This window comes from Parapedobacter soli (genome assembly GCF_025460835.1).
Lineage (GTDB): Bacteria > Bacteroidota > Bacteroidia > Sphingobacteriales > Sphingobacteriaceae > Parapedobacter > Parapedobacter soli.
In genome coordinates this window covers 35,627-50,334 of the sequence record NZ_JAMXAY010000038.1, presented here as the reverse complement: position 1 = coordinate 50,334, position 14,708 = coordinate 35,627, and the positions used below count along the sequence as shown (strand labels likewise).

13 protein-coding genes are annotated in these 14,708 nt (G+C 48.0%); 1 reads left to right on the top strand and 12 read right to left on the bottom strand.

From position 1 onward, the window contains the following. Positions 1-167 precede the first annotated feature (167 nt). Positions 168-809 (top strand): response regulator transcription factor, encoded by a 642-nt coding sequence (locus tag NGM62_RS15470; RefSeq protein WP_262249164.1) that lies wholly within the window; start codon positions 168-170, stop codon positions 807-809. A gap of 27 nt (positions 810-836) precedes the next feature. Here NGM62_RS15470 and NGM62_RS15465 read toward each other — a convergent pair whose 3' ends face one another. The 12 genes from NGM62_RS15465 to mraY all read right to left on the bottom strand — a co-directional run bounded on the left by NGM62_RS15465 (position 837) and on the right by mraY (position 14,706). Then, on the bottom strand, positions 837-1,976 hold the full coding sequence (locus NGM62_RS15465) for a sugar phosphate isomerase/epimerase family protein (protein ID WP_262249163.1): 1,140 nt from the start codon (positions 1,974-1,976) through the stop codon (positions 837-839). 60 nt (positions 1,977-2,036) lie between these two features. Continuing rightward, positions 2,037-2,204 carry a T9SS type B sorting domain-containing protein gene (locus NGM62_RS22270; RefSeq protein WP_390937615.1) on the bottom strand — a complete coding sequence of 56 codons (168 nt, stop codon included), beginning with the start codon at positions 2,202-2,204 and terminating at the stop codon, positions 2,037-2,039. A gap of 135 nt (positions 2,205-2,339) precedes the next feature. Next, positions 2,340-2,525 (bottom strand): histone H1, encoded by a 186-nt coding sequence (locus tag NGM62_RS15460; protein ID WP_262249162.1) that lies wholly within the window; start codon positions 2,523-2,525, stop codon positions 2,340-2,342. A 268-nt stretch (positions 2,526-2,793) separates the two neighbouring features. Then, a complete protein-coding gene (locus tag NGM62_RS15455) occupies positions 2,794-4,038 on the bottom strand; it encodes an aminotransferase class I/II-fold pyridoxal phosphate-dependent enzyme (RefSeq protein ID WP_262249161.1) in 1,245 nt (414 codons plus the stop codon). 183 nt (positions 4,039-4,221) lie between these two features. Beyond that, a complete protein-coding gene (ftsZ, locus tag NGM62_RS15450; protein ID WP_262249160.1) occupies positions 4,222-5,934 on the bottom strand; it encodes a cell division protein FtsZ in 1,713 nt (570 codons plus the stop codon). A 140-nt stretch (positions 5,935-6,074) separates the two neighbouring features. Beyond that, on the bottom strand, positions 6,075-7,421 hold the full coding sequence (gene ftsA, locus NGM62_RS15445) for a cell division protein FtsA (RefSeq protein WP_262249159.1): 1,347 nt from the start codon (positions 7,419-7,421) through the stop codon (positions 6,075-6,077). A 2-nt stretch (positions 7,422-7,423) separates the two neighbouring features. After that, positions 7,424-8,293 (bottom strand): cell division protein FtsQ/DivIB, encoded by an 870-nt coding sequence (locus NGM62_RS15440; protein ID WP_262249158.1) that lies wholly within the window; start codon positions 8,291-8,293, stop codon positions 7,424-7,426. Then, complete coding sequence (gene murC, locus NGM62_RS15435) at positions 8,283-9,641, bottom strand: UDP-N-acetylmuramate--L-alanine ligase (RefSeq protein ID WP_262249157.1); 1,359 nt, start codon at positions 9,639-9,641, stop codon at positions 8,283-8,285. The genes NGM62_RS15440 and murC overlap by 11 nt, the downstream gene beginning before the upstream one ends. A gap of 50 nt (positions 9,642-9,691) precedes the next feature. Continuing rightward, on the bottom strand, positions 9,692-10,795 hold the full coding sequence (gene murG, locus NGM62_RS15430) for an undecaprenyldiphospho-muramoylpentapeptide beta-N-acetylglucosaminyltransferase (RefSeq protein ID WP_262249156.1): 1,104 nt from the start codon (positions 10,793-10,795) through the stop codon (positions 9,692-9,694). 25 nt (positions 10,796-10,820) lie between these two features. Beyond that, the gene (locus NGM62_RS15425; protein ID WP_262249155.1) at positions 10,821-11,999 is read right to left on the bottom strand and encodes an FtsW/RodA/SpoVE family cell cycle protein; all 1,179 of its coding nucleotides are present in this window, start codon (positions 11,997-11,999) and stop codon (positions 10,821-10,823) included. Positions 12,000-12,083: 84 nt separating this feature from the next. Then, positions 12,084-13,457: a UDP-N-acetylmuramoyl-L-alanine--D-glutamate ligase gene (gene murD, locus NGM62_RS15420; protein WP_262249154.1), complete on the bottom strand. Its 1,374-nt coding sequence runs from the start codon at positions 13,455-13,457 to the stop codon at positions 12,084-12,086. 4 nt (positions 13,458-13,461) lie between these two features. Then, positions 13,462-14,706 carry a phospho-N-acetylmuramoyl-pentapeptide-transferase gene (gene mraY, locus NGM62_RS15415; protein ID WP_262249153.1) on the bottom strand — a complete coding sequence of 415 codons (1,245 nt, stop codon included), beginning with the start codon at positions 14,704-14,706 and terminating at the stop codon, positions 13,462-13,464. Positions 14,707-14,708: the final 2 nt, after the last annotated feature.

Here is a 14,708-nt window from a genome sequence, read left to right as displayed (position 1 = left end):
GACTGGTCATTGCAAATATAACAGGTGCGTAAACGGATAATCAGATTAATTTTAATCCAAAAACACGATTGCAATTATATTTTAACTTATATTTGCACTGTTGCGTAGCTGACTTATGAAATAACCAAATGCCTTAATAGATGGCATCTATGATAAACATTTGACAAATGACAGAGATATTGATAGCAGATGATCATGGAATCGTTAGGCTGGGTACATCAATCGTAGTAAAAGAGGCACTGCCGCTTGCACGGGTTACCCAGGCTGAGGATTTTGACGAAATGATCAAGTTGTTGTCGGAAAAGCCTTATGACCTTGTACTTCTCGATATCAACATGCCGGGGGGAAATAATATCAAAATGGTTGAGAAAGTGTTGCTGATTCAGCCGAACATTAAGATATTGGTGTTTTCGTCGTATGACGAAACACTTTATGCGCTCCGTTACCTGCAGGCGGGTGCATCGGGTTATCTTAATAAAAACACCTCCAAGGCCGACCTGAAGGAAGCCATCCTTTCGGTGATCCAACGGGGCAAATACATGAGCCCTGAAGTGCGTGAATTGTATTACAACACCCTCACCATGGGGAAATCCGTATTGAAAGCAGACAACCCGTTAAACCACCTTTCCAACCGGGAGGTCGACGTTGCAAAATACCTGGTTCAGGGATTAGGCATCATGGACGTATCCAAAGCCCTTAATCTCAGTACCTCTACGGTAAGCACCTATAAAACCCGTATTTTCGAGAAGCTCCAGGTCGATAATATCGCAGAGCTGATCGAAAAGTTCCGTTTGCATTCGGGTGCCTAGGCTAATAAGGCTTACATCCTATTCTCGTCACAGTTTATCGATGGTGCGAATCGGGATATCTCGTGAGGTGGCTGACTTCAGCGGGGAGCGCTGGCGGTACGTGTACCCCGTATCATCCTGAAGTTCCCACACCATAGGTGCCAAAAACTTTATACTTGCTTCAAAGCCCTGTACAATAGCTGCCATATTTCCGGTATCCTTTGAATTTCTGGCTTCGTTTTCGATCTCGTATGGCCCTGTAAATCCCTTTTCGGCAAGCAGATCTACAAATGCCCGCCAATCCATACTGTCCGACCCGCCAAATCCGGGCAACATGGCTTCATAATGGTGCCTGTCCCAATCGCTTGCGGGTATACTCACTCCTGCCGTGTCAGCCAGTCCCGGATCCACCAATTGCATGGGGTACATCCCTCCCCAATCGACGCGCGCTTTGGTTTTAAGGTTACGGGTGGCTTTCACGTGAACACGGTGCACACGCGAAATGTCAGTTTGCGCAATCACATCTACCGGATCGGTGTGCTGCCACACGTCGTGCGAGGGGTCATAAATCTCGCCATGCGCTTCGCTAGGGATTAAGGCATACATTAGCTTGCGTGCCGCCAGCACCCCGGGTAGGTTATTGTATGTAGTAGTATACGACGCGGGGCGCCAGCCTTCCATCGGGCAATTTTCATAAAGTATGGTCACGCCTAAGTCTTCTGCATACCGTATTATCGGTGCGAAAACTCGCCGGTATTCATCCAAGTTCTTTTGAAAGCCGTCTTGCTGGACGCCGAGCTCGTGATTGTATCCGACAAAAGTACCTACCTTCACATCATTTTCATCACCGCCCAGCAGGTGAGCTATCCGTATCAATTTGAGTAAGTGGTTTTGATTTTTTATACGTTCTGCCGGGTCCCCTCCGATCATATTCTCGAAGGCTCCCAGCGACAACCTCAAGTGTGCCGCATTGAAACGGTCGATAAGTTCCTTTGCTGTATCTGGTGTGAAATGATCGTAGTTTAGGTGTGTAGCCGTGTGGTCCTGCCGGGTTCCATCGCGTCGGAACACACACAGATCTATGCCTTGCGCTCCGATCCGCACGGTAGTATCTACCAACTCGGGTAATGTCAGTTGATCGAATGCTGAACTCATCACCCAAATGGGGTTATTACTTTTGTTTGCCATTCTAGTATATTTGTTTTAAGCGATGATACGAAAAATAACAGAGACTATGAAAATTACTGCTTACCTCAGAATCGACACGGACCCGGTGACTGACTTGACCAACACGTCGGAAGTCAAGGTATAATAGTAGGTACCAGAAGGTAAAGACATATTGTTGCGCTGACCGTCCCACGGCTCGTTATATCCTTTTGATGAGAAGACCAGCGTACCCCATCGGTGGCAAGCCAATCATAAACCACACCACCACTTTTCCATAATTTACCATGGCATCAATCGATTAGAATACGAATATAAGCATTTGGCTCAAAAAAAAAGCCCTGAATCTCAGGGCCTTTAGCTATTTGACTAGGTCAAACAGTATGCTTATTTTGCATTTTTTGCTTCTTGAATCTCCAAGCGGATTGTTTGAGCTAAATTCTTAACGTCTTGCAGGCCTTTTCTCACCCGGGTACCAGCCGCGTTGTTGCCTTTGTTGAAGAATTTGTCCGCGTCTCCATCTAACCCCTCGATCAAACTCTTAAGTTCATTGAATTTTTGGATGCTTGCCATAATAAATACTCCTTTTAGTTTTTAAATTTTAAAAAGTTAATAATCTACAGTGCGTTAAAAGTAGAATCTTTTTTCGTAAAAAAAAACTTTAAAACACCCAAAACAAGCTTTAAACGCACTTTTTTTTCCACACCCCTCGTTGCTATGAGCTAAACAAGCAATCATACACATATACATGTGACTGATATACAAGCAGATAATGAGGTAGATATAAATAAAGCCTTATCAATCCCTCGCTTGTCTTTTTTCCAAATTATAATTCGGGAAATTACTCCGATTGTAAAGAAACAGCTTGCTTATAAGCCCCTGCTTGCAGTTTTTCGCTGACCGCTGTAAATGCATCCAACGTATATTCCACATCTTCTTGGGTATGCACCGCAGTTGGAATCAAGCGCAACTCGATCAAACCTTTGGGGATAACCGGGTAGACAACAATAGAACAAAATATGCTATGAGTTTCTCTTAAGTCCCGGGTAAGTGCAGTCGCTTCATGTAGATCTCCCTTTAGGAAAACCGGGGTCACCATCGTATTGGTGGCCCCGATGTCGAATCCACGCTGTTTCAGTCCGTGTTGCAATGCCCTTGCAACAGCCCACAATCGTTCACGGAGCTCAGGGCTGTTTTTCAACAACTCAAACCGCTTTTTCAACCCGATAACCATGGGCATGGGAAGTGACTTCGCGAATGTTTGCGACCGCATATTATAACGGAGGTAGGTGATTACGTCTTGATTGGAGGCTACAAATGCACCGATACCTGCCATCGACTTCGCAAATGTACCGAAGTAGATATCTATATCTGCTACGCAATCCTGTGCTTCGTGGGTACCGGCGCCGGTAGGCCCCATGGTCCCGAAGCCGTGTGCGTCGTCCACCAACATCCGGAATGGGTATTTTTCTTTCAGGGCTGCAATCTCTTTCAGCTTGCCTTGTGCACCCGACATACCGAATACGCCCTCTGTGATCAGTAACACCGAGCCACCGGTCGTACGGGCCAGCTTAGTGGCACGGATTAACTGCCGCTCGCAGCTTTCCAAATCATTGTGTTGATAGACGAACCGCTTTCCCATATGTAGGCGTACGCCATCTACGATGCAGGCATGCGACTCCGCATCGTAAACGATAACGTCGTTGCGGTCCACTATGGCATCGATAATGGATACCATTCCCTGATAGCCATAGTTAAGCAGAAACGCGTCTTCCTTGCCTACATAGGCAGCCAGATCTTGCTCCAGTTCCTCATGGTGGTTACTATTACCCGACATCATCCGTGCCCCCATGGGATAAGCTAAGCCGAAGTCTGCGGCAGCTTGGGCATCTACCGCCCTCACTTCCGGATGGTTGGCTAGGCCCAAGTAATTATTGAGGCTCCAAATCAAATGCTCTTTCCCATTAAATAACATACGGGGAGCAATTTCACCTTCTAATTTCGGAAACGAAAAATAACCGTGGGACCACTCGTAGTGTTGGCCGATTGGCCCCAGATTCTTCGCAATTTTATCAAATAAGTCCAATATATTTATGTTGTGTATTAAATAAGACAAAAATCGATGCAAAGATAAACTTTAAATTAAAAGGCTCCAACACATCTGCAAGGGTTGCACCGCATATACCTTAGATAAACAAAAAAACTGTTTGGTCAGCCCCCCGACCAAACAGTTCTTTTATTCGAATTTGAACCGAACAATCGGCTTAAACTAATCGACGTTGTCGTGCAAAAAAGAATTGTTGGGTCTTATCTCAGTGATCCCTTCTTCAGTGGATAGGGTAAATCTCGACACTTGCGATTCCGACGAATGCGGTACGTCTTCCAGGGCCATTTGCTTACGTCGGTATGCCGGCTCAGTTTCCAGTTCCTGCAATCCATTAGCAGATTTGAGTTTCATGCTCAATTCCTTGAGCCGTAGGATGCGTTCCTTGGTTTTCAGCAGCTCCTTCTCTACGTGTGCTGGGGTTTTATGTTCGTCCGTCCCGCGACTTGTTTCTCTCGTGGTCGGGGGTACATGCTCCTGGCTATACTCCACGCTATTGTCGCCGGCCTCCGTTGCATTGGCCGGCATTTCCTCACCAAAATCAGTTGGCAGCTCGAAATGAAAAGCCGAGGGCCTTGTCTTCACCTCATACCCATCATCCTCCACCTCATCTGCTGGGCTGGGCTGCTCACTCTCGGGAGTCAGCGTATGCCGGATGATGCCATCCTTATCGGGCGTGTTATTGCGTAGCTGCGGCTTATTGGGCGATGTTGCGCTGAACAAATCCGCCTGTTGTGGGACAGTACGGGGATTGCTTGGTTCCGCTACAGACTTAAGCACCGGTCCGGCCACTTCCGGAGCATCGTTATCTTTCCGTACAAACTGGTTGATGGGCCTCACGTACGGTATTTTAGGCTCTTCCGGTGTAAGTGGGATCTCGATCCGCTCGTTCTCCTTTTCTTTTATCCGCTCTTCCAATGTCTGGAATCCAGTAGCAATAATGGTAACAGACAGTTCGCTTTCGAATGACTCATTGATACAGTTACCCCATATCAAATCTGCCGACAGACCGGCCTTATCTTGAATATAGTCTGTGATAATCGTCACTTCGTCCATGGTCACCTCCTGCTTACCAGACGTGATATTGAGCAGGATGTAACGTGCGCCTTCAATCTCGTTGTCTTTTAGCAATGGCGAGGCCAATGCCCCTTCCACTGCGCGGAGCGCGCGGTCCTCTCCTTCGGCCACGGCATTCCCCATAATCGCCACACCGCTGTCGTTCATCACGGTCCTCACATCCTTGAAGTCTACATTCACGTAACCTGGAATAGTGATGATCTCAGCGATACCCTTTGCAGCGGTGGTCAGGATGTCGTCTGCTTTCGCAAAAGCAGCGGTCATCGTGAGGTTCCCAAAAATATCGCGTAGCCTGTCGTTTGAAATTACCAGGTATGAATCAACATATTTTGTCAATTCACCCAAACCATCCTCGGCCTGCATACGGCGTCTTTTACCCTCAAATGCAAACGGGGTGGTTACAATGGCTACGGTGAGGATACCGAGTTCCCGGGCTGCTTTGGCTAGTACCGGGCTCGCACCGGTCCCGGTTCCACCCCCCATCCCTGCTGTGATGAACAGCATCTTGGTGTTGGAACCCAGCATACGTTTGATATCTTCGATACTTTCAATGGCAGAATTCTCGCCAACACTAGGGTCAGCACCTGCACCCATTCCTTCCGTCAGACTGGCACCCAATTGCACTTTGTTTGGGATCGGACTCAGCTCCAAGGCTTGTGCGTCTGTGTTACAGACAATGAAATCAACACCGCTGATTCCCTGTTTATACATGTGGTTTACTGCGTTTCCGCCCCCACCCCCTACGCCAATTACCTTGATAATTGCCGATTGCTCCTTCAACATTTCAAATTTAAAAGACATATTTCAATCGTATTTTGCTCCAAACGAGCGTGATACAAAATTCAATTCCGACTCAACATTCGTAGCGTAATAATAGCACTTTTTACACAATGGTTTTCCACAATTGTTGATAATGTGGAAAAAACAGCTGTTGTTGAAAACTATCGTCTCCCGAGGTAGGTCGCATCATCAATTTCGTTGCCGTCTTTGATGATATCCCTGAACCATTTGAACAGCCCTTTCTCCTTACTTCCTGTTTGGGCAATATCGATAATCGACATCCGACCTGCCTTTTCCTCGTTCATTTCTTCCTGCTCCTCTTCGGCTTGCACACCTTTGATCAGTAGGCCGATGCCGGTGGCATACAGCGGGCTCTTCAGCTCGTCATAGTTGCTTTTGGGTAAGGTTTCGTTTTTCGCAAGGTGCTCATTCGGGAATCCGATACGGCAATCGATACCGGTAATGTATTCGACCAATTGGACGAGGTGTTTCAACTGTGCTCCACCACCCGTGATAACGATCCCTCCTATCAGCTTATTTTCATAGCCTGATGATTTGATTTCATAATACACGTGTTCGATGATTTCTTCCATCCTTGCTTGGATAATGTAGGCAAGATTTTTCACTGAAATCTCTTTCGCATCACGCCCGCGCAGCCCAGGCACACTGATTACTTCATTTTCCTTATTTTCATCTGCGAGTGCCGAACCGAAGCGAATCTTCAACAGTTCAGCTTGATTGCGCAATACGGAACACCCTTGTTTGATGTCTTCCGTTACGATATTACCACCGAGCGGGATCACTGCCGTGTGGCGGATGATACCTTCGTGGAATATTGCAACATCGGTTGTGCCGCCCCCGATATCCACCAGCACCACGCCGGCATCCTTGTCGGCCTCATCAAGTACGGCTTCGGATGACGCAAGGGGCTCCAGGATCAGGTCTTGCACTTCCAATGATGCATTGTCTATGCATTTCTTAATGTTCTTCACCGCACTAACCAGCCCCGAAATGATATGGAAATTCGCTTCCATCCGGCGCCCTGCCATGCCAATAGGGTCTTTTATACTCGGCTCGTTATCGATAGTGAATTCTTGGGGTAGCACATGGATGATCTCTTCACCCGGCGGCAGCACCAATTTATACATATCTTCGATCAGCCGCTCGATATCCAACCGGCTGATTTCACTATCGTCTTTGCGGGTAAGGATACCCCGGTGCTGGATGCTTTTGATATGCTGGCCTGCAATCCCGACATTCACCACTTTGATGTCTACGTTCGATTGCCCCGCCGCCTCTTCTACCGCTTGGCGGATGCTGTTGACGGTTTTCTGGATATTTGCCACTACCCCCCGGCTTACGCCGGATGATTCAGCTTTACCCACACCGAGGATCTCAATTTTGTTTTTGCCACTGCGCCGGCCTACGGTAACGCATATCTTCGTCGTACCAATATCAAGCCCCACAATGATTGGCGAGTCTTTTTCCGTTGTTACTTTTGTTTTCATAATTATTGCGTATTGTTGCTATTATTTATTGAACTATGATGAGTTGAATCCGGTATGATCAGGATGTCGTCGGGGTTAAAATGCGCACTCCGTTCGCAGACAATTTGTCCGGCAAACTTGAGATTTACCGACTTATATGCCTGGATGCCTGTTTTGGGCACAATTTTGCGGTAAAACAGCAGTAATTTTTCAAACTTACGGTCCAGCGAATCGGCATCGCCCAATATAATCCGTTGCTCTCCCACCCGCGGTACCAACTCGATATCGTGGTTTTCATTTACGTAAAGCTGCACTATCTGGCTGCTCCATAGGCTATCACTGTTGATAAATTGGGCGGTTTTGAAAAGATCGGTTACCAAATCACTTTTTGTGCTGTCAAGCGTGCCGTCGTAAGGCTCAGATATATAGCCGTTAACCACGGGCACGCGCGGCACATACTTCAACGAAACCGGCATCTTATGGCCTTGCTGGTCGACATAAAAATCATCCCCTCCACGATTTAAGACCCGGACCACTGCCTCCCGTTGTTTAACCCTGACGGATAGGAGCCCGTCCATATCCGCGGTCACAATTGCCGAAAACACATAAGGGATTTGCCGGAGCTCTTGTTCGATTTGATGGATGGGGATACTCTCTAGCGTGCGCCCTTCCAATTCACCGAATTTTTCGACCAAGAGGGCTGCAATATCCTTCTGCTCAATGAATGACTCGTTGCCCAACAAGATGACGCGCATCTCCATGCAGGCTTGTTCACTGCTTTTGGTGCCTATGAAGCCCATCAGCATAACAAGCCCGGCGAACGCTGCGATACCTACCGCCGCGTACAATATGCCCCGCCAATGGAACCGATATGATGCGATGTTACTGTTCATGCTCCAATATGGATTTCAATGGTTTGACCAACAAATCAATATTACCTGCGCCAACCGTCACCAGTAACTCGGGCCGTACGTTTTGCACATATTCCTTTACGTTTTCCGGGCTTGCAACATGCTTTTCTTCAATGGCTATCTTTTCAAGCAACATCCTTGAATCCACCCCTTTTATGGGCATTTCCCGGGCGGGATAGATTTCCATTAGCAGCAAGGCATCCACCATACCGAGTGCTTCGGCAAAGCCTTCGGCAAAGTCTCGCGTGCGGCTGTATAGATGCGGTTGGAAAACAGCGGTGAGTTTCTTTCTCGGGTACAGCTGCTTTACCGCCGAGAAAAAAGCTTTCAGCTCCTCGGGATGGTGTGCATAATCATCGATGTATATGGCCTTTTCAGTCTTTACGATGTATTCAAACCTACGTTTCACCCCGCTGAACGACGACAATGCACTGATAATTTTAGCGGCGGGGATTTTGAGCAACCGAGCGACTATGGCTGCTGCAACAGCATTTTCGACATTGTGCCGCCCCGGCACACCGAGGCGTATATCTGCCAATTTCACCCCGTGATATACGAAATCAAAATAAAAATCTCCCTGTTTAACGCGTATGTTTTCGGCATAGCCGTCGGCTTCACCAGCTGCCGAGTAATAAACATCTGCGTTAAAGGGTAGCCCTGCTTTTACAATGCTTTTTCCCTGGGCATGCAGCTGTCCGAGGAATAACTTGAATGAATCATGGAGCTGCCCCTTATCACCATAGATATCCAAGTGGTCTGCATCCGCAGAAGTCACCACGGCGATATCGGGATATAACGTCAGGAAGGACCGGTCGAACTCATCAGCCTCCACCACCATAACATCATTATCAGAAAACAATACGTTGGTGTTGTAATTCGTACTTATTCCGCCCAAAAAAGCCGAGCAGCCAAAACCGCTATCCGACAGAATATGCGCGATAAGCGCGGTGGTAGTGGTTTTACCGTGCGTACCGGCAACGGCTATCGTGAACTTGTTCTGGCTGATCAATCCCAGTACCTGTGACCGCTTGAACAGCGTATGGCCCAACTCCTGGAACCGATTGAGGATATCCAACTCGTTCGGTACCGCCGGGGTATAGATGATAAGCGTATGCTCATCAACGGTTTTGAACACATCACCGACCACCTCAAAATCATCATTGTAATTGACGGTGATGCCTTCGGCGACCAGCCGTCGCGTTAAATCGGTTTCGGTCTTGTCATATCCAGCCACCAGGCAGCCCGAATGGCGGAAATAGCGTGCCAGGGCACTCATGCCAATGCCGCCAATCCCGATAAGGTATACTTGCCTGATGTTGTTTATGTTCATATTATCTGTTGTCTATTGTCTATTATCTATTATCTATTGTCTATTGTCTATTATCTATTGCCAGCCAACCGCAATACTTCTTCTGCAATTACTTCATCCGCGTCAAGGATAGCCAGTTTCCGCAAATTCCGGGACAATGCTTCAGCCTGCTGCTCATCATCCAATAACGCCACTGCGGTATCTATTAATCTCTGCGGCGCTTCTGAATCAGGTACGATCAGGGCTGCTTCTTTATTGACCAATGCCTTCGCATTTTTTGTTTGGTGGTCTTCGGCAACATTTGGTGACGGCACCAGCACGGTCGGTTTGGCCACCACACAGAGTTCGGCTATGGTGCCGGCTCCAGCCCTCGCTATGATCACATCGGCAGCAGCATAGGCCAAGTCCATACGTTGGAAGAAAGGGGCCAATTTCACATTGTCATCGTATTTCGTACCGATAGCGCTTCGTAGTGCATCATAGTAAAATGCACCGCACTGCCAAACCACCTGTACATTGGCCGTAGCCAACCGATCCAGGCCGTCTCGCATACTTTCGTTCAATGTGCGTGCACCGAGGCTACCGCCTGTAAGCAGGATTGTTTTCTTTTGTGCCGACAACCCCAACGATCGGAGGGCTTCCGGGCGCTTGTGCAGGATATCTACCGCATCGCGCCGAATCGGGTTACCAGTAAATAAAATCTTGCCTTTAGGGAAAAACCGCTCCATACCCTCGAATGCAACACATATTCTATCTGCCTTATGCGCCAATCGTTTGTTTGTGATACCGGCGTACGAGTTCTGCTCCTGGATCAGGTACCGCACCCCCATGCGGGAGGCTGCGTGCAGGAGCGGCCCCGAAGCATACCCGCCGACGCCCACGGCTACATCAGGCTGGAAATCACGGATAATCTGCCTCGCTTTACGGATACTCTTGTAGACCTTAAAAGGTAATGTGAGATTTTTCCATAGTGAAGTCCTATTGATTCCCTGGATATCTAGACCCATTATTTCATATCCGGCAGCAGGCACCTTTTCCATCTCCATTTTTCCATTTGCGCCCACAAACAATAATACGGTATCGGGTGCTATACGCTTCAGCGCATTAGCGATGGCTATGGCCGGGAAGATATGCCCTCCTGTACCGCCTCCACTGATGATAACACGTTTTGCCATTGTTTTTTGATTTCGCTGCTTACTATTAGCCCACTACGGGTATTTCACCTATCACTATTTTCTTGTTCTGTTCATCCGATTTGCTTATCCCTTTCATTTCGTCAATATTCCGGCTCACACTTAGGATAATTCCGAAAGCGATGCTCGTAAACAGTATAGACGTTCCCCCCATACTCACGAGCGGGAGCGGGATACCTGTTACCGGACCCAGCCCAACCGCGACAGCCATATTGGCCAATGCCTGCAAAGCGAGGCTGAAGCCTAGGCCAGCGGCCAGTAACGCCCCGAATGCCTTGGGGCTTAATGTAACTATCCGTATACATCGGAACATAAGCGCAACATACAGCCCCACTAAGATCACGCCGCCTATCGCACCGTATTCTTCGATAATAATGGCGAAGATAAAATCAGAATAAGGGTGCGGCAGCACATTGCGTTGCGTACTGTTACCCGGCCCTTTACCGAAGAGCCCGCCTGACGCGATAGCTATTTTCGCATGGTTTGCTTGGTATGATTTTTCTGAATCCGCTTGTTCGCCGCTCAAATACGTTTCCACACGGGAAACGTAAGTTTCACGCCGGGGTCCCAATAGAATCACCAACAGCAGTAAAACGAACACACCCATGCACACGTAAGCAATCTGCTTGATACTGATCCGCCCGATAATAAGCAGCAGCACACTAACGCCGAATAACATTAATGCTGTGGACAGGTTTGCTGGTGCTATAAGCACAAATATCACACATACCGAGCCCATGATGGGTAGGAATGCTTTTTTCACGTCTTTGATGTTTTCCTGTTTGCGTGTCAATGTCCGCGCGAGGAATGTGATCAGTGCAAGCTTGGCCAAATCCGAGGTCTGGAACGTTTGGTTAATCACCGGTATAGTTACCCACCGGCTGGCATCATTTACCGTGTTACCGAAAAACAATGTGTACAGCAGGAGGGGAATGGTTATAGCCATCAATATCTTGGAAATCCCCGCATACCAGCGGTAGTCGAGCAAATGCGAGAAATACATCAGGGCAAAACCGCCGAAAATGAGCAACGTATGCTTAATAAGGTAAACCTCGGTGCCTTTACCTTCTTTATAAGCCAGGGTGCCGACAGAACTATATACTGCAAGCAGCGACCATACGGACAGTAGGATGATGATAATCCACAGCCACCGGTCTCCCTTCAATTTCGAAAATGCGTGTTCCATTTTTCTATTGTTTTAATTATTCGCCATTGCCAGTATTCTGCTTTCAACAATCTACGTTTCGACAAAAGAATCGGTAGTATACACTTATAAATCCATCACTGCTTCCTTGAACTGGTTGCCACGGTCTTCGAAATTCCGGAACCAGTCGAAACTTGCACAGGCCGGCGACAGCAGCACGGTATCACCTTTTTGTGCTAGATGCGAAGCAATCTCCACGGCATCGCGCATGCTTGAGCTGTTCACAATAATCTGTGCATCGTCTTCCAACGAATCGTATATCCGTGAATTATCTTTGCCAATGCACACGATGGCCCTCACTTTTGTCTTTACCAAGTCGCGCAACATTTCGTAATCATTGCCTTTATCCACACCCCCCATGATCAACACCACATGAGGCGCGAAACTTTCCAATGCATACCAAACAGCATTCACATTGGTAGCCTTCGAATCGTTGATATAATTTACACCGGCGATACACGCCACGAACTCCAAGCGATGGGGAATGTTTTTGAATGACCCCATGCTCTCCTTCATGGAAGCATTGCGCAATTCCTGGGCCTTGGCCACCAAGCCTGAGGCCATATTGTTGTACACGTTGTGTTTACCCTGAAGGGAAAGTTCATTAATATCCATTTTAAATGTATCTTGGTTTGGTACGTTAATTACAAGTTCATTGTCATTATTGAGGTATGCGCCCGGCTCCACCCGCGTATCGAGGCTAAAAGGCAGCATCTGCGCTGCCGTAGGGTAGCTCCCTAACGCAGCCATGGTATGGGGGTCATCCGCACAATAAATAAAAAGGTCCTCGGCCCGTTGGTTCCTTACGATACGGAATTTCGATTCTACATAATTCTCCATTTTATGGCCATATCTATCCAAGTGGTCTGGCGTGATATTGAGCAGTACTGCGATGTCGGCCCGGAAATGGAACATGTCGTCCAACATAAAGCTACTTAGCTCCAGCACATAACAGTCGTGCCGCTCCCGGGCTACTTGCAGCGCAAAGCTACGCCCTATATTGCCGGCCAGCCCGACATTGAGGCCACCTTTGCTTAGTAGATACCAAGTAAGCATCGTGGTGGTCGACTTGCCGTTGGAACCGGTGATACCGATGAGTTTCGCGTCGGTATACTGCGCTGCAAATTCGATCTCGGCAATCACGGGCGTTTTCTGTGCTTTCAGTTTCTGTACAATCGGAGCTGTGGCTGGTATCCCCGGGCTCTTCACCACGATGGCAGCGTCGAGGATACGCGACTCCGTATGCGCACCTTCCTCGAATGGTATGCCCTGATCGTGAAGCAATTCCTTATATTTATCGGCTATCTTGCCGCTATCTGACACCCACACATCAAATCCTTTTTGATGTGCTAACAAAGCTGCACCCACACCGCTCTCACCTGCACCGAGTACGGCGAGTTTTCCCTCCTGGGGGTAATGATATGTTGCTATCGCTGCCATTTCGTCACCTAACTTTCAATGTCACAATAGTCAAGATAGCAAGTAGGATGCTCACTATCCAGAAACGCGTGACGATCTTCGCCTCGTGATATCCTTTTTTCTGGTAATGGTGGTGCAGGGGCGACATCCTGAAAATGCGGCGGCCCTCACCATACTTCCGCTTTGTATACTTAAAGTAAGATACCTGCATGATAACAGAGAGGTTTTCGACCAAAAAGACTCCGCATAAAATCGGGATGAGTAACTCTTTTCGAATCAACACCGCAAATGCCGCTATGATCCCGCCGATGGCGAGGCTTCCCGTATCGCCCATGAATACCTGTGCGGGATAGGAGTTATACCAAAGGAAGCCCGTACAGGCGCCCACGAAAGCACCGGCAAAAATCACTAATTCACCGGAGTTGGGTATATACATGATGTTGAGGTAATCAGAAAAAATCACGTTCCCCGACACGTACGCCAGGATAGCGAGCGTAGCCCCTACTGTGGCTGAAGTCCCCGTGGCGAGCCCGTCAATACCGTCTGTGATGTTGGCACCGTTTGATACGGCAGCTACAATGAAGACAACGACAATCAGAAAAACAATAAATGTCATTGTCGAGCCATTGGCACCGAATAGACTTAACACCTTGGCATAATCAAATTCATTATTCTTATAAAAAGGGATATTGGTTTTCGTAGACTTTACGTCTTTCGTATAATAAGTTTGGCCTGTATCAGTCTGTACGCGCTTTTCCACGGCCACACCGGGTGCGGGGTTGACCACCTTTTCGCGCACCACGATATCCGGATGGAAATACATGGTGCAGGCGATGATGATCCCCAACCCCACCTGTCCAACAATTTTGAATCGACCGGCCAACCCTTCCTTATTCTTCCGGAATACTTTGATATAGTCATCCAGAAAACCTATCGTCCCCATCCAAACCGTTGTGACCAACATAAGGAGGACATAGATGTTTTCAAGTTTGGCAAAGAGCAGCGTCGGCACCAAAATGCCGGCGATAATGATAAGCCCACCCATTGTCGGCGTACCTTGCTTTTGCTTTTCGCCTTCGAGGCCTAAATCCCTGATGGTCTCACCTACCTGCTTGGCACGTAGTATCCTGATCAACCGGCTACCGTAGCCGGTGGTGATGATCAACGATACGATAACCGCCACAGCCGTTCGGAATGAGATATACTGCCACAACCCCGCTCCGGGGATGTGGATGTAGTCTTCTATCCATGTGAATAAATAGTACAACATAG